Source organism: Pseudomonas sp. FBCC-B35 (assembly GCF_059133755.1).
The window spans coordinates 3,967,504-3,983,362 of record NZ_CP101439.1; the positions used below are offsets into that span (position 1 = coordinate 3,967,504).

The 15,859-nt window shown below is 63.1% G+C and carries 14 protein-coding genes and 1 pseudogene; 6 read left to right on the forward strand and 9 right to left on the reverse strand.

All coding sequences use genetic code 11. The features are described from left to right. The first annotated feature begins 102 nt into the window (after positions 1-102). Complete coding sequence (nadC, locus tag NMB38_RS18005; RefSeq protein ID WP_028688118.1) at positions 103-951, forward strand: carboxylating nicotinate-nucleotide diphosphorylase; 849 nt, start codon at positions 103-105, stop codon at positions 949-951. Between the two features lie 32 nt (positions 952-983). Here nadC and trxB read toward each other — a convergent pair whose 3' ends face one another. Next, positions 984-1,946 (reverse strand): thioredoxin-disulfide reductase, encoded by a 963-nt coding sequence (gene trxB / locus NMB38_RS18010; RefSeq protein WP_027916588.1) that lies wholly within the window; start codon positions 1,944-1,946, stop codon positions 984-986. A 288-nt stretch (positions 1,947-2,234) separates the two neighbouring features. Between trxB and cysZ the strand changes: the two genes are divergently transcribed. Further along, positions 2,235-2,999, forward strand: a complete 765-nt coding sequence (gene cysZ, locus NMB38_RS18015) for a sulfate transporter CysZ (RefSeq protein WP_236167494.1) — start codon at positions 2,235-2,237, stop codon at positions 2,997-2,999. A gap of 43 nt (positions 3,000-3,042) precedes the next feature. Then, complete coding sequence (locus NMB38_RS18020) at positions 3,043-3,258, forward strand: TIGR02450 family Trp-rich protein (protein ID WP_023534670.1); 216 nt, start codon at positions 3,043-3,045, stop codon at positions 3,256-3,258. A 114-nt stretch (positions 3,259-3,372) separates the two neighbouring features. Here NMB38_RS18020 and NMB38_RS18025 read toward each other — a convergent pair whose 3' ends face one another. Continuing rightward, positions 3,373-3,918 (reverse strand): methyl-accepting chemotaxis protein, encoded by a 546-nt coding sequence (locus NMB38_RS18025; protein WP_371920344.1) that lies wholly within the window; start codon positions 3,916-3,918, stop codon positions 3,373-3,375. Continuing rightward, positions 3,913-4,728, reverse strand: a pseudogene (locus NMB38_RS18030) (PAS domain-containing protein); the annotation flags it as partial. The gene NMB38_RS18025 and the pseudogene NMB38_RS18030, both read right to left, overlap by 6 nt. A 134-nt stretch (positions 4,729-4,862) precedes the next feature. On the opposite strand from NMB38_RS18030, the gene NMB38_RS18035 reads away from it, so the two are divergent. After that, the gene (locus NMB38_RS18035) at positions 4,863-6,053 is read left to right on the forward strand and encodes a glycosyltransferase family 4 protein (protein ID WP_028688114.1); all 1,191 of its coding nucleotides are present in this window, start codon (positions 4,863-4,865) and stop codon (positions 6,051-6,053) included. A 38-nt stretch (positions 6,054-6,091) separates the two neighbouring features. Here NMB38_RS18035 and NMB38_RS18040 read toward each other — a convergent pair whose 3' ends face one another. Together NMB38_RS18040 and NMB38_RS18045 are read right to left on the reverse strand one after the other, a co-directional pair. After that, positions 6,092-6,574 (reverse strand): glutathione peroxidase, encoded by a 483-nt coding sequence (locus NMB38_RS18040; protein ID WP_027916592.1) that lies wholly within the window; start codon positions 6,572-6,574, stop codon positions 6,092-6,094. 145 nt (positions 6,575-6,719) lie between these two features. Continuing rightward, the gene (locus NMB38_RS18045; RefSeq protein ID WP_027916593.1) at positions 6,720-7,205 is read right to left on the reverse strand and encodes an FKBP-type peptidyl-prolyl cis-trans isomerase; all 486 of its coding nucleotides are present in this window, start codon (positions 7,203-7,205) and stop codon (positions 6,720-6,722) included. On the opposite strand from NMB38_RS18045, the gene NMB38_RS18050 reads away from it, so the two are divergent. Together NMB38_RS18050 and pta are read left to right on the forward strand one after the other, a co-directional pair. Beyond that, entirely contained in the window at positions 7,204-7,506 is a 303-nt protein-coding gene (locus tag NMB38_RS18050) for a DUF3565 domain-containing protein (protein ID WP_345956393.1), read from the forward strand. The two genes, NMB38_RS18045 and NMB38_RS18050, sit on opposite strands and share 2 nt — an antisense overlap. A 31-nt stretch (positions 7,507-7,537) precedes the next feature. Next, positions 7,538-9,625: a phosphate acetyltransferase gene (gene pta, locus NMB38_RS18055; protein ID WP_027916595.1), complete on the forward strand. Its 2,088-nt coding sequence runs from the start codon at positions 7,538-7,540 to the stop codon at positions 9,623-9,625. Between the two features lie 35 nt (positions 9,626-9,660). Here pta and NMB38_RS18060 read toward each other — a convergent pair whose 3' ends face one another. The 4 genes from NMB38_RS18060 to NMB38_RS18075 all read right to left on the reverse strand — a co-directional run bounded on the left by NMB38_RS18060 (position 9,661) and on the right by NMB38_RS18075 (position 15,673). Further along, positions 9,661-10,377 carry a YiaD family glycine zipper/OmpA-like lipoprotein gene (locus NMB38_RS18060; protein WP_028688113.1) on the reverse strand — a complete coding sequence of 239 codons (717 nt, stop codon included), beginning with the start codon at positions 10,375-10,377 and terminating at the stop codon, positions 9,661-9,663. A gap of 126 nt (positions 10,378-10,503) precedes the next feature. Beyond that, positions 10,504-11,196: a sensor histidine kinase gene (locus NMB38_RS18065; protein WP_027916597.1), complete on the reverse strand. Its 693-nt coding sequence runs from the start codon at positions 11,194-11,196 to the stop codon at positions 10,504-10,506. Continuing rightward, entirely contained in the window at positions 11,193-12,800 is a 1,608-nt protein-coding gene (locus NMB38_RS18070; RefSeq protein ID WP_027916598.1) for a tetratricopeptide repeat-containing response regulator, read from the reverse strand. Before NMB38_RS18070 ends, NMB38_RS18065 begins: the two co-directional genes overlap by 4 nt. Positions 12,801-12,958: 158 nt before the next feature. Continuing rightward, positions 12,959-15,673, reverse strand: a complete 2,715-nt coding sequence (locus NMB38_RS18075; RefSeq protein WP_494354851.1) for a winged helix-turn-helix domain-containing protein — start codon at positions 15,671-15,673, stop codon at positions 12,959-12,961. Positions 15,674-15,859 lie beyond the last annotated feature (186 nt).

Here is a 15,859-nt window from a genome sequence, read left to right on the forward strand (position 1 = left end):
GGCAGTGATTGCTCAACCCGCTGCGTCATGGCAACCGACCACCGGCTGTACACACCTGCGCCCTGCCCTATAATCGCGGGCATCTCGCTTGTGGAGCCAACCATGCCTAACCTACGCCTTGCCGACCTCACCGCCGAAATCGAAGCCAACGTGCGCCGCGCGTTGCTGGAGGACATCGGTAGCGGCGACATCACCGCCCAGCTCATCCCGGCCGAGCGGCTGGCCAAGGCAACGATCATTACTCGCGAAGGGTGTGTGGTAGCCGGTACGGCTTGGGTCGATGCGGTGTTTCGTCAACTCGACCCACGCGTAGCCGTGCACTGGCAGGTGGTCGACGGCGATCGCGCCCAGCCCAACCAGCCGCTGTTTCATCTGGAAGGCCCGGCGCGGGCGCTGCTCAGCGGCGAGCGCAGTGCGCTCAATTTCCTGCAGATGCTGTCCGGGGTTGCCACGCGTGCGCGCACATTGGCGGATCTGGTCGAAGGCACGCAGGTACGGTTGCTGGACACCCGCAAGACTTTGCCTGGCTTGCGCCTGGCGCAAAAATACGCAGTGACCTGTGGCGGCTGCTACAACCACCGCATAGGCCTGTATGACGCTTTCCTGATCAAGGAAAACCATATTGCAGCCTGTGGTGGCGTCGCTGAAGCGGTACACGCCGCCCACCGCATCGCCCCCGGCAAGCCGGTGGAAATCGAGGTGGAAAGCTTGGAGGAATTGCATCAGGCGCTGAGCGCTGGCGCCGACATCATCATGCTCGATGAGCTGACGCTCGATGAGATGAAGCAAGCCGTCGGCATCACAGCCGGCAAGGCGAAGCTGGAGGCCAGCGGCGGCGTCAGCGAAACGACCCTGCGGGCCATTGCCGAAACCGGTGTGGATTACATCTCGATAGGTTCGATGACCAAGGATGTGCGAGCGGTCGACCTGTCGATGCGCCTTAGCTTGTAACACGGGGCCGCCAGGCGGCCCCGATCGAAAGATCAGAACGAGGCGTTGGCCAGGCCGTCCAGGTAGCGCTCGACGTCCAGCGCAGCCATGCAGCCCGCACCGGCCGAGGTGATGGCCTGACGGTAGACATGGTCGGCCACGTCACCTGCGGCGAATACGCCCGCGACGTTGGTGGCAGTGGCGTTGCCTTCACGGCCGCCGCTGACCACCAGGTAGCCGTCCTTGAGGGTCAGCTGGCCTTCGAACAGCGAGGTATTCGGGGTGTGGCCGATGGCGATGAACACGCCGTCTACCTTGATCTCGTCGCTGCTGCCATCGTTGTTCTTCAAGCGCGCGCCGGTCACGCCCATGTTGTCGCCCAGGACTTCATCCAGGGTAGCGTTCAGCTTGAGCTCGATCTTGCCTTCGGCAACGCGGGCATGCAGCTTGTCGATCAGGATCTTCTCGGCGCGGAAGGTATCGCGGCGGTGCACCAGGGTTACCTTGCTGGCGATGTTGGCCAGGTACAGCGCCTCTTCAACGGCCGTGTTGCCGCCGCCAACCACCGCGACCGGCTTGTTGCGGTAGAAGAAGCCATCGCAGGTGGCGCAGGCCGATACACCCTTGCCCATGAACGCTTCTTCCGACGGCAGGCCCAGGTAACGAGCGCTGGCACCAGTGGCCACGATCAGGGCGTCACAGGTGTAGGTGCCGCTGTCGCCGGTCAACGTGAACGGCTTGTTGGCCAGGTCTACGGCGTTGATGTGGTCGAAGACGATTTCAGTTTCGAAACGCTCGGCGTGTTCCTGCATGCGTTGCATCAGTGCAGGGCCGGTCAGGCCGTGCGGGTCGCCCGGCCAGTTGTCGACTTCGGTGGTGGTGGTCAACTGGCCACCGGCCTGCATGCCAGTGATCAGCAGCGGCTTGAGGTTGGCACGGGCCGCGTAGACCGCTGCGCTGTAACCGGCAGGGCCGGAGCCCAGAATGATGACGCGCGAATGACGTGCTTCGGACATGTCGAACTCCTGTCGAGCGGGCTGTAAGGGCCAGCTGTGCAAATGAAGTAGGGCCTGCACCACGGGCAGGCCTGTGACGCTGAAATATGAGCGCACTGTAGCGAGGTGGCAAAGAGTAAGGAAATATCCTTAGACAATCCACCTCATAGCCATCGTCTATGCGCGTCTTTGCGTTGGCAGGGTCGAACCTTGGCTTTTGTTACCGCCGGTTTCACCCAGATGGCGCAGCTTCCGCATCACCCCGAAACTCGGTAATGTCTGCCGACTACCTTTTCTGCGGAGTGATACATGCAAGCCCCCGTTCTTTCCGGGCCGCAGTACCTGCGCGAAGGCCTGAAGCTGATCCTGAGCCCTGGCCTGCGCTTGTTCGTGCTGCTGCCGCTGACCATCAACCTGCTGCTGTTCGGTGGTCTCATCTATTTTGCCGGCCACCAGTTCAGCCAGTGGCTGGACGCGCTGGTGCCCACGCTGCCAAGCTGGCTGAGCTTCCTGACCTACATCCTCTGGCCCTTGTTCGTGGTGCTGCTGGTGTTGATGGTGTTCTTCACCTTCACCCTGGTGGCCAACATCATCGCGGCACCGTTCAATGGCTTCCTGGCTGAAAAGGTGGAAGTGGTGGTGCGCGGCGACGATCATTTCCCGGCCTTCAGCTGGGCAGAGCTGCTGGCGATGATCCCCCGCACACTGGGCCGCGAAATGCGCAAGCTCGGCTACTTCCTGCCACGCGCCACCGCCTTGTTCATCCTGTCGTTGATCCCGGTGGTCAACGTGGTCGCCGCGCCGCTTTGGCTGATTTTCGGCGTATGGATGATGGCCATCCAGTACATCGACTACCCGGCCGACAACAACAAGATGAGCTGGCAAGACATGCTCGCCTGGCTGCGGGAGAAGCGCTGGCAGTCCCTGGGCTTTGGCGGGGTGACCTACCTGGCGTTGCTGATCCCGGGGGTGAATGTGGTGATGATGCCGGCGGCGGTGGCGGGGGCGACGTTGTTCTGGGTGCGCGAGAACGGCAATGCACGTGTCGTGAACACCCCTGCGCATCGGGCCTGAGCCTGCCCCAGGCGTAACCCTACCCCATCTACAGGAGCAGACCATGAACCGCTTCAGCCCCGCCAAACTCAAGCTGTCGAAATGGACCGCAACGCAGCCGGTAAACCGTGAAAAGCACTTCCTGGTCACCGACCTGGAGCATGACGAAGCGGGCGTGCTGCTGCGCGTGGAACTGCAGGCGGTGCACAGTGGGCGCAGCGAGTGGCTGGATTGGCGGGTGCTGCGCGACGCCCAGGTGTGGGCGATGGGCTGGCGGTGAGCGCGTAAACCGGCCGCGTGCCTTTCAGGCAGCGGCTAACCTTGTACGTCTCCAAGCAGACGGCTGCGTGTCGCTTGGTTCAGGGTCACCACTGGCCTGCAAAACTGCCCAGCATCACTGCCCCAGGCGGCTGGAGAACTGCCCCACCACATCCACCACCCGCCTGGCCCCTTCCTGGATTTCCTCGATCACGCTTCCGGTCTGGTCCGCCAGCGCGCGGCCTTCTTCGGCCTGACGCTTGCTGGTGTCGATGATCGACACCGCAGCCTGGGCCAACTGCTCGTTTTGCTGCACCACACGGGCTATTTCCTCGGTAGCTGTACTGGTGCGCGAGGCCAGCTGACGCACCTCATCGGCCACCACCGCAAAGCCCCGCCCCTGCTCGCCAGCGCGGGCGGCTTCGATGGCGGCGTTGAGCGCCAGCAGGTTGGTCTGCCCGGCGATATCGCTGATGGTCTTGATGATCGAACCAATGACCCGCGACTGGGTGTCCAGCGCCTGGATGCCTTCGGCAGCCTGAAGCATCGAGGCTTCCAGCCCGCGCATGACGCTGACGCTCTGCCCGACCACCTCGGTGGCCCGGCGGGCGCTGGTGTCCGTTTCCCGCGAGGTGTTGTAGGCAACGTCCGCCGCCTGGGCCACTGCTTGCTCCTGGTTCACCTGATCGGTGATGACCGTGGCGAACTTGACCACTTTGTAGAGCTCATCGTGGGCGTTGAAGATCGGGTTGTAGGACGCTTCCAGCCAGATTACCCGGCCGTGAGCATCGATCCGCCGAAAGCGCTCGGCAATGTATTCACCGCGACGAAGCTTGTCCCAGAATGCCTGGTAGCCCGGTGCATTGACCTCGGCAGGTTCGCAGAACATACGGTGGTGCTTGCCACGGATTTGATCCAGCCGGTACCCCACTGCCGACAGGAAGCGTTCGTTGGCGGTCAGGATCATGCCATCGAGGTCGAACTCGATGACCGCCGTCGAGCGCATCAACGCCTTGATCAGGCTCTCGTGCTCGCGGGAGGTGACGATGGTGCGGGTCAGGTCGCTCGAATGCAGGGTGAAATACTTGATGCGCCCGTCGCTACCCTTCACAGGTTGCAGGATCGTACGCAGCCAGGCTTCCTGGCCGTCCCCGCGCAGCAGGCGAAACGCGCCATTGAAATGCTCGCCCCGGCTGATGGCATTTTTCATGCGCTGGTGAAAATCCAGCGACTTGACGTGGGCAGGCACGATGTCTTCGATGTTGCGCCCAAGCAATTGGTCGGCCCTATACAGCATCTCGGTTTCGAAATTGCCATTGACCAGTTCGATCCGACCGGCCGGATCGAGTTGCAGCACCAGCATTTCGCTGTCAAGGCTGCTCTTGATCTGGTCGATGATCATCAGTTCTTCACGCAACTGCCGGATTTCTTGCTTGAGCTTGTTGTTGAACATCACCGCTCTCCTGGAGCGTGGGGGCGAATGCAACTGCATCGGCGGGGAACTGCGCCTCTTGAGTGCAGCCGCGATGAATATTCGTGCGCGTCATCGGCCGTCGTGAGCCATGTATCATGCAGGCGTCACCTCGCCGTCATACCCCGGCAATGCAGCAAGTGGATAGTCAGTTCATGAACACACCTGCTCTGCACATCTGCCTGGTCAGCGACACCTTCGCCCCGCACATCAACGGCGTGGCCTGCATTCTTTTGAACCTGAGCGAAGGGCTGCGCCTGCGTGGCCATCAGGTCAGCGTCGTCCGCCCCCGCCAGCCAGGGGAGCAGGCTTCGAGCCACAACCCTGGCGTGAGACTGTGGCGCGACTGGCCACTGCCCGGCTACCCGGGGTTGCAACGCGGCGGGGTCTCCCTGCATACGCTAACAAGGCACTGGCGCCGGCAACGGCCTGATGTCATCTACATCGCCACTGAAGGCCCCGTGGGGCTGAGCGCATTGCGCACCGCTCGGCGGTTAGGGATCGCCGTTGTCAGCGGATTGCATACCCACGTTGCGCACCCTTCAGGGCAATACGGCATGGGCGTGGTAGCACGCCTGCTAAGCCTTTACCTGCGCTGGTTTCATCACCGGGCCGTCTTGACCCTCGTGCCCAGCTTGAACCAACAGCGTTGGCTCGAACGCCGCGGCTTCGAGCGGCTGGTGCACATGGAGCGCGGCGTAGATGCGGAGCTGTTCAACCCAGCTCGTCGCAGCCAGGCGCTGCGCGAACGCTGGGGGCTGGGCCACGATGATATCGCCGTCCTGCATGTGGGACGGTTGGCACCGGAGAAAAACCTGGGGCTTTTGCAAAGCTGTTTCGAAGCTCTGCAGCGGGCTCTGCCACAGCGAAGATTACGCCTGATCCTGGTGGGGGACGGGCCACTGCGGGGGAAGCTGCTGCAGCAGGTCCCCGAGGCTGTCTTATGCGGGGTCCAGCGAGGTGAACAACTGGCCGAGCACTATGCCAGCAGTGATCTGTTTCTGTTTCCGAGCCTGACCGAGACGTTTGGCAATGTGGTGCTCGAAGCCATGGCGTCAGGGTTGGCGGTGGTCGCTTATGACCAGGCAACGGCCGCGCAGCACATCGGCCATGGCCACAATGGTGCGCTGGCCATGCCAGGCGACGTGGCAGCATTCATCGATGCTGCTTGCTGGCTGCTGCAAGACAGCGAGACCCTGCGGCGGGTGAGGCTCAATGCGCGGCAGCATGCCAGCCATCAGGGGTGGTCGAAAATCGTCGATCAGTTCGAAGCGCACCTGCTCAGCGCCTCACTGAGCACTCATGGGCGCCAAGCTACCTCGATGCAGCCACTGCCGCCGCTGTGAAGCCACCGCCGCGGCCAAGGCGAGCACCCGGTGCGTGATTAGCCAAGGGCCTTCTCGATGGCCTGGACCACCGCAGGATCATCCGGCGCCGTGCGTGGGGAGAAGCGCGCCAATACCCGCCCGTCCTTGCCCACCAGGAATTTCTCGAAATTCCAGGTGATGTCCCCCGGAAACTCCGCGCCCTCGCCCGCCAGAAGGCGATACATCGAGTGACGCTGGGGCCCATTCACATCGAGCTTGGCGCTCAGCGGAAAGCTCACGCCATAGTTCACGCGGCAGAACGCCTGGATCTGCGCTTCGCTGCCCGGCTCCTGCCCTGCGAACTGATTGCAGGGCAGGCCAAGGACCGTGAAACCTTTGTCCTTGTACGTTTGGTAGAGCTGCTCAAGCGCCGCGTACTGAGGTGTCAGGCCGCACTTGGAGGCCACGTTGACCACCAGCACTACCTGCCCCTTGTACGGTTTCAAGGACAGATCGCCACCGTCAAGCGCGTTCAACTTCAGGTCGTGAAATGCACTCATGCTGTAATCCCCTTTTCAGGTCGCCGACGGCACCTGGGCAAATTGCGCCCACTAAAAAGGCGTTCGTTCAAGCCGTCGCCTTCCTTGGGAAGGCAGGGCGGCTTGCCCGAACGCCTGGCGACTTTCTGAGCTTAGCGCAGAAAGATCAGTGGTGATGGCCACCTTCACCGTGGATGTGACGGTGAGCAATTTCTTCTTCGCTGGCGTCACGCACGTTAACGACCTTGACCTGGAAGTTCAGGCGCTGGCCGGCCAGTGGGTGGTTGCCATCGACGGTCACGTCGTCGCCGTCCACGTCACGGATGGTCACGATCTGCATCTGGCCATCGGGGGCCGATGCGTGGAACTGCATGCCCACTTCCAGCTCGTCGACGCCTTCGAACAGGCTGCGGTTCAGGGTGCTGACCAGCTCGGCCAGGTATTCGCCGTAGGCGTCTTCAGGCTCGATGGAAACGGTCAGCTCGTCGCCGGCCTGCTTGCCTTCCAGGGCCTTTTCCAGGCCTGGGATGATGTTGCCGGCACCTTGCAGGTAAACCAGCGGCGCGCCACCGGCGGAGCTGTCGATGGTCTCCCCGGCGTCGTTAGTCAGGGTATAGTCGATGGAGACAGCCTTGTTGGCGGCGATCAGCATGGGGCAAGACCTTTTGCAAAAGAATGTAGAACGCACAAGTGTAACCAAGCCATCGCCCGATTGCGAACCTCGCCTGGATCCGCCCATGTCCATCAGTCGGATCATCGGTTTTTCCCAGGATGCCGAAGGCCACTGGCTCGTCCAGTTGAGCTGTGGCCACACCCAGCACCTGCGCCACGTGCCGCCCTGGCAACTGCGCCCTTGGGTGCTCGACCCCGAACAGCGTGCGCAGCGCATCGGCCAGGCGTTCCCGTGCGGTTGGTGCGCACAGGGTCCCGATAGCGCTACCCTTGATCGCTGATCCCTTGCACCGCTTATTTCGAGAAGCACGCATGCAGACTTTTTTCATCGCACCAACCGACTTTGGCGTCGGCCTTACGTCCATCAGCCTGGGCCTTGTGCGCACGCTGGAGCGCGCCGGCCTGAAAGTGGGCTTCTTCAAGCCTGTTGCCCAGCCCCACCCAGGCGACACCGGCCCGGAGCGCTCCACCGAGCTGATCGCACGTACCCATGGCATCATGCCGCCGACGCCGTTGAGCCTTGCCCAGGTCGAACGGATGCTGGGCGATGGCCAGCTGGACGAACTGCTCGAGTCGATCGTTCGCTTGTACCAGCAGGCGTGTGTGGGCAACGACGTGGTCGTGGTCGAGGGCATGGTCCCTACCCGTCACGCCAGCTACGCAGCACGCGTCAACCTGCACCTTGCCAAGAGCCTGGATGCCGAAGTGATCCTGGTATCTGCCGCCGAACAGGAAGTGCTCAGTGAACTGTCCGGCAGGGTCGAGCTACAGGCCCAGCTGTTCGGAGGTCCGCGCGACCCCAAGGTGCTGGGCGTGATTCTGAACAAGGTGCGCACCGACCAGAGCATGGAGCAATTCTCGACGCGCCTGCGTGAGCACTCGCCGCTGCTGCGCGGCGATGACTTCCGCTTGATCGGCTGCATTCCCTATCAACCAGAGCTCAACGCCCCGCGCACGCGCGATGTGGCAGAGCTGCTCGGGGCCCAGGTCCTCAATGCCGGTGACTACGAACAGCGGCGCATGACCAAGATCATCATCTGCGCCCGCACGGTGGCCAACACCGTGCCGCTGCTGACATCCGGGACCTTGGTGGTGACGCCCGGCGATCGCGACGACATCATCCTTGCCGTGAGCCTGGCAGCCATCAACGGCGTGCCGTTGGCAGGCCTGCTGCTGACCAGCGACAGCAAGCCCGATGCGCGTATTCTGGGGCTGTGCCGCGGAGCGCTGCAGGCCGGGTTGCCGATCCTGTCGGTCAGCACAGGGTCCTACGACACCGCAAACCAGCTCAATGCCCTGAACCGGGAAATCCCGGTCGATGACCGCGAGCGTGCCGAGTTCATCACCGACTTCGTGGCCAGCCACCTCGACGGTGCCTGGTTGAGCCAGCGCTGCGGTGCGCCGCGCGAGATGCGCCTGTCGCCAGCCGTGTTCCGCTATCAACTGATCCAGCGCGCGCAGCAGGCCAACAAACGTATCGTCCTGCCCGAAGGTGCCGAGCCGCTGCTGGTGCAGGCAGCGGCCATCTGCCAGGCTCGCGGCATTGCCCGCTGCGTGCTGCTCGCCAAGCCTGAAGCGGTCGATGCCGTGGCCCGCGCACAGGGCATCACCCTGCCCGAAGGGTTGGAAGTTTTGGACCCGGACCTGATCCGCCAGCGCTATGTCGAGCCCATGGTGGCGCTGCGCAAAAGCAAGAACCTCAACGCACCGATGGCCGAGCAACAGCTCGAAGACCCGGTGGTCATCGGCACCATGATGCTAGCCCTGGATGAAGTCGATGGCCTGGTCTCGGGCCTGGTGCACTCGACGGCCAACACCATCCGCCCTGCATTGCAGTTGATCAAGACCGCACCGGGCGCCAGCCTGGTCTCTTCGGTCTTCTTCATGTTGTTCCCGGACCAAGTGCTGGTCTACGGCGACTGCGTGATGAACCCCCACCCCAATGCCGCCGAACTCGCCGAGATCGCGCGCCAGAGCGCTGCATCGGCGCTCACCTTCGGTATCACGCCACGGGTAGCGATGATCAGCTATTCGAGCGATTCGGCAAGCGACGAGGAAGTGGAGAAGGTGCGCGAGGCCACACGCATGGCCAGGGATGGCGGCGAGCAACTGATGATCGACGGGCCGTTGCAATACGATGCGGCCGTGAACCCTGCCGTTGCACGCGACCTGGCGCCGGGCAGTCAGGTGGCCGGCCGCGCCACGGTGTTCGTGTTTCCGGACCTGAACACCGGCAATACCACGCACAAGGCGGTGCAGCGCAGCACCGACGGCGTGAGCCTGGGGCCCATGCTGCAGGGGCTGCGCAAGCCAGTGAACGATCTACCGCGCGGGGCACAGGTCGATGACATCGTGCACACCATTGCCCTGACCGCCATCCAGGCGAGCGAAGTGCGCTGAATGCGGGGGGCCATCAAGCGCCCCCCCCAACTCGGTCAGGGATACTGCTGAACCTGGCCTTGCTGCTGGTCGTATTGCTGGCCAGGGATAGGCTTGAGGTTCACTTCCACGCGGCGGTTCTGCGCGCGGCCATTGGCATCGGCGTTGCTGGCGATGGGTTGATCCGGGCCCATGCCACGCACGGTGACCCGCGAGGCGTCCACACCCTGGGAGGTCAGGTAGCTGCTGACTGCCTGGGCACGGCGCTGGGACAGGTCCATGTTGTGCTGGCGGCTACCGGTGCTGTCGGTGAAGCCCACCACTTCGATGTTGTTCTGGTTGAACTGCTTGAACGAGCCGGCCAGGTTGTTCAACGGCGCGTAGAAACTTGGCGAGATGTTGGCCGAGTCAGTGGCGAAGGTGATGTTGCCGGGCATGATCAGTTTGATCTGATCGCCCTGGCGCTGAACCTCGACACCGGTGTTGGCCATTTTCGCGCGCAGTTCGGCTTCCTGCTTGTCGGCGTAGTAGCCGTAGCCGGCCGCCGCGGCGCCAATGGCCGCAGCACCGATCAGTGCGCCCTTGCCACGGTGGTTGTGATCGATCGCGGCGCCGGCCACGGCACCGGCCAGGGCACCCAGGCCACCGTACTTGGCGGTCTTGCTCATGCCGCCGCCATCTTGCCCCTGGTTCTCATAGGGGTTCTGCCCCGCACAGCCGGTCATCAGGGCAGCAGTGGTTGCGACGATAATCAGGCGACGCATGGTGAACATGGGCAAGCTCCTCGTATTGATCATGTAGGCCGTAGGTCTGGAACGGCTCTATGTCAGGCTTGGAGTGTCTTGCCGGGTGAAAATTCCGCACCCGCCTGCGCATTTCTGCACCGCCCTGCTCACTCCTCAGGGCAAGTACAACCGGAATAGGCCGCCTCCAAGCGCACCCCCGTTGGAGATGTCGATGCGACCCTGCACGCCGCCGCTTTCATGCAAGGCCGCAATACGCGCAGCGAAATACAAGCCAAGGCCCGTGCTACCACTGGTGGAGTCGATGCCCTGGATGTATTCCTGTTGCCGTTCGATCATGCGCGCCGGGTAGCCGGGCCCGTCATCGTTGATGCAGATGACCAGTTGGTTGTCTGCCTCTTCGATGGTAATCAGCAGGGCCTTTTCGGCGAACCGCGTGGCATTGGTGATGACGTTGGTCACCACCGAGGCCACCAGTTCGCGGTCGAAGAAGCCCAGGGGATTATCGGTATCGATGCGCCAGTTCGCCTCGATGGCATTGTGTTGCAGCACTTCTTCATGGGCCGCCAACTGCGCTTCGATGAAGTCGTCGAGTTCGTGGTAGTCCGGGCACACCGGCAGTTGATTAACGCCGAGCTTGTACAAGCCCAGCAACTGCACCAGCATGCCATTGAGGTGTCGGAACTCATGTTCCATCACCCCCTGTTCCGCGCCACCGCGCAGCTCTTCAGGCAAGCGCTGGACCCACTGGCTGTGGGACTGGATCAGTGCCGAGAGCGAATTTTTCAGGTCGTGCACGGTGGAGGCGATCACCGTGGAAAAATCCAGCCCCTGATTATCAAGATTCATGCGCCGAACACCCGGGTATGGAGTTTGCGGTAGCGGTCATAGCGATTATCGCTGGCGGGGATACCGGCCACGCTCGTCAAGGCGTCGCGGCACTCCTGCATGATCGCAGGCTGAGGATTCTCTCCGCCAATGCGCAGCAGCGCCTGGGCGGTATTGAGGGCGATACTGATGTTCCTGGGCTGCAGGCCCAACGCTTTACGGAACAGCTGCAACGCCTCGCCGAGCTGACCTCCCTGGTAACTGCGCACGCCCTGACGATTGAGCGTGACGGCTTCGGTAATGGCGTTCAGCACGCTGGGGTCATCCGTCAGCTGGCCTACTCGTTCCATGACCTTGGGGTCGTCGCCATAACTCTCCACACAGCTTCTGAGCACGCCGATGGCCGCGGCATCCTGCCCCGATGCCTGTAATTGCCGAGCAACGGTCAGGGCCGCATCGACCGAGAAGAACTGGTTCATCTTTTCCAGGCGCTGGACGGCCTGGTCGGTCAGCTTGGCAGCGGTCTCCGGGTCACCGGCCTGCTGCAGGCTGGCAGCTTTCATCATGCGGGCACGCACCTGAAGGCCCTGGTCTTCCGGGTTTTCCTTGGCCACCTCGCTGAGCGTGGTATTGATCTCGACCCGGGTGCGCGCGTCCAGGCCAAAGCCTGCATTGCGGCTCATCAACGCCTGCACCAGGCCCAGGTTATTCTCGGCATCCTTGTAGCGTGAGCTCTGCCCTTGATTCACGGCATGCCGGAACGCCTTGGACGCGCTGTCGAAGTCTTCGTTGGCCAACGCCAGCTTGCCCAGCTTCGATTGGCGCCGAACCGATAACGGCGAGAGGCGCACGGCCTCCTCCAACAGCCCTTGGGCGCGCTTGGTTTCGCCTTGCGCCTCCAGCACATCGGCCATGCCATCGTAGAGACTGGGCATGATCGGGAAGGCCTTGAGCGCCTGCTCGTAGACGGCCTGGGCCTGGGCAAGCTGCCCGCGCTTGTGCATCAAGCTGCCCAATGCCGCGTACACCCAGGGCTGCGGGCGGCTGGCGAGAATGGCCTTGAGAAACTTCTCGAGTTCTTCGAAGCGGTTGAGGTTGCGCAGCGCATCGGCCCGGTAGCGCAGGCACAGCGGCGCCAGGCGCGGGTCGCGCTTGCACAGCTCGGCGCAGGCTGCCAGCACTTCACCAGGGCGATTGCGGTCCAGCGCCTGGAGGATCGGCTTTAGCAGTGCCTTGCGTTGGTAGAGTTTTTCCACCCGCTGGGCAAGGCCTACCCGGTTGAAGGGCTTGGTCAGGTAGGCGTCGGGCTCGTGCTCGATGGCGCTGAGCACAATGGCCTGGCTGCTTTCGGCGGTGACCATGATGAACACGCATTCGTGGCTGATGTGCTTGTCGATGATCAGGTCTTCGAGCACCTGCTGGCCGTTTTTCTTGCCATCGCCCAAGTGAAAGTCTTGCAGGATGCAGTCATAACGCTTCTGGGCGCACATGCGCAGCGCCTGCTCGCCACTGTCGGCGGTGTCCACGTCGCGAACGCCCAGCTCGCGCAGCATGGAGCGGGTCGACGTGCGAAAGTCGGTGAAGTCGTCAACGATCAGAAAACTCTTTTGCCCGAACTGCAGCATCAACACGACCTGCCCTGGAAGAAATGGAAAGATGGCACGAGGCGAACCACCGAACGCTGTATCGGCAGGCGGTCGGAAAAGATAAGCGAGGTGTACGCGCCACGTGCAAGGTGGCATCAGGCCAGCATTTTAGCTACCCGCCGCATGCCCTGCCACTCTCACTCCAGCAAGCCAAGCGCCTTGGCCCTGGCCACGGCTTGGGTGCGGCGCTCTACCCCCAGCTTGCTGTTGATGTGGCTGGCGTGTGTCTTGACCGTGTGCAGCGAAATGAACAGCCGTTCGCTGATCTGCTGGTTCGACCAGCCCTGGGCGATCAGCTCCAGCACCGCCCGTTCGCGGCTACTGAGCGCATCAGCACTGGCGCTGGTGCATGGCAAGCCGGGCAGGCGCTCAAGCAACTGGGCCCTAACCGGACAGTTTTCGCTGCTCTGGACCTGATCGCGCAGCCACTGCGGGTAGCGTTGCAGCAGCTCTTGAAACGGCTGCAACACACCGCCCCTGGCCGCCTGCAGCAGTGTCGGCAGCAAGCGTGCTGCCTGCGCCTGATGCCCCTGATCCAGGTGCAAGGCGATCAAGGGGCACAAGGCGCTGACCGTCAACATCATGCCCCCACAACCCTGGCCGCGCTCGGCAAGCTGTTCAAGGTTGCGCGCCGCCTCTGCTTCACGCCCCTGAATGCGGTCGAGCGCGGCTTGCTGCAAAGCGACATGGCAGGGCAACAACGGGTGAAATTCGGGCGCCAGTGCCGCCTGCGCGCCGCCGTAGGTCTGCCCCAGGCGCGACAGCCAGGATTCGGCGAGGTCCATGCGCCCTTGCGCGAGCCAGAGCTCGCATTTGACCAGGGTGATCATCGCCAGGTAGTACACCGGGGGCACATCCCAGATATGCATCAGACGTTCGGCTTCGGCGAGTTCCGTGAACGCCTCGGCAAAGCGCCCTTCCCGGCCGTCGAGCATGGCAATCACGCAATGACCGATGAGCACACTGATGTCGCGGCAGGCACGTGCCTCGCCCAGGCCACCACGCAGCCGAGCAAGCCCCTGCTCCGGGCACAGGTGTGCGACCAGCAGATACCCTTCGTACAAGGTCAGCCGCGCCCGGATCGCATACAACCGCTGTGCGGACAACCCGTGCAAACGCTGTAGCCCTTCGCGTACTTCGCCCAGTGCACGCACAACCTCGCCTCGGGCGTGCAATACCCGGGCCCTGTCATAGTGGGCCAAGGCCTCGAACAATGGGTTGCCCACGCGCTGCGCCAGCTCCAGCGCTTCTCGGTTCCAACCGCGCGCACGCCAGAAGTCGCCCTCGGCGATTGCCAGGTTCGACAATGTCGACAGGCACACCAGGCGCTGGCCATACCGTTTGCAGGGCAGGCTCTGCAGTGCTTCGGTGCAGCAAGTCAGGGTGCGTTCACGATCGCCTCGGCCTCTGGCGATCACGCCGCTCAGTGCCAGCCACTGGGCGAGCATGGACTTCTGGGCAGTGGCAGAAGGCGCCGGCAGAAAGCGCCCCAGATGGCTTGCCAGTTCCTCGGCAGCGTCGAGCTGGCACGCCAGGGCAAGGGCCCAGCTGTACAACACGATCAGGCGCGGTGTGCTGACCAGCAGGCTGTCAGGCAGGTCCATTTTCCAACGCAGCAACATGGCGACGTTCTGCTCGGCCAGCAACTGCTCTTCGGACAGGCTTTGCACGAGGTCGGCCGCCGCGTTCAGGTCGCCCCCGCGCAACGCCTGCTCCACCGCCTCATCCAGCAAGCCTTGGGCCTGGAACCAGCAAGAGGCACGCAGGTGCCGCTCGGTCAAAGGCTCGCGTGCCTGGCGGCTGCGAAGCAGATCGGAGAACAGGTGGTGGTAGCGAAACCACCGGCCATGCTCATCCAGTGGCACCAGAAACACCTGGTGCGATTGCAGAAAATCCAGGATCGCGTTGCTGTCCTGTTGCAGCCGTACCGCGTCGCATAGAGGCGCGCAGAAGCGTTCCAGGCACGCCGTCTCGTCGAGAAAGCGCTGCACAGGCGCAGGCAGTATGTCGATCACTTCTTCGAGCAGATAATCGCGGATCAGGCCTTCGCCACCGTGCAACGCCTGGGGCAGAACGTTTTCATCGCTCGACTCGCTGGCGGCCAACTGCCAGAAACGCAGCCCGGCCACCCAGCCATCGCTGCGCTGGATGAGGTTGTCCAGCGCTTGGCCACGCAGGCCAGTGGGCCTGCGCCCCAGCACCGCCAGCGACTCCTCGGCGGTCAGTCGCAGGTCCTGCTCGTTCAGTTCGGCCAATTGCCGGCAGAGGCGAAGGCGTGCCAGGTGCCAGTCCGGGCGCTGACGACTGGTCACCAGCAACACAAGGCCCGCGGGCAAGTGGTTCAGGAAGAATTGCAGGCAGTGGTCCAGGACGGGCCCCTGGGCAAGGTGGTAGTCGTCCAGCACCACCAGCATGGGCGACTCACTGCGCAGGTTCAGCGCCAACGCGTCGAGCACCGTGCCAAGCCACGGCTCGAACGCGAACGGCTGGTGGCGCTGGCGCATCTTCAACAGCGCCATCGCCTGCCCATCCATGGCTGGGCAGTGCTGCTGCAACCCGTCGAGCAGACGCTCCAGAAAGCGCCCGGGATCGGCATCTCGCTGGCTCAAGCCCAACCACAGCGTGCGCCAGTGGGCAGGCAGCGTCTCGCAGAACTCGATGGCCAGTGAACTCTTGCCGAAGCCCGCGGGCGCACTGATCAGCAGCAACCGCCCGCCCAGCCCGGCTTGCAGGCGCTGGCACAGACGCTGACGCGGGACATGGCCGTCGGGCAAGGGCGGTCGAAAGAAATGCTCGTCCATCAGGCCCACGGCCTGGCTGGTGCATCCATGCGTACGGGACAGATCTGTCATGGCCGGCTCGTTCTGGGTGGAAAAATACGGCGTAAGGGTGGTTGCGAGACTAGCGGTTAACGCCCTGCATTTGAAGTTGGCGGGGAGACTGCGTCGGAAAAAGACTACGACAAAAAGCAACAGCGCCGGTCGACGCAGGCTGGGATGGGGGCTTTGGCGGGGTATTCAGACGGTTTATCGCACCGG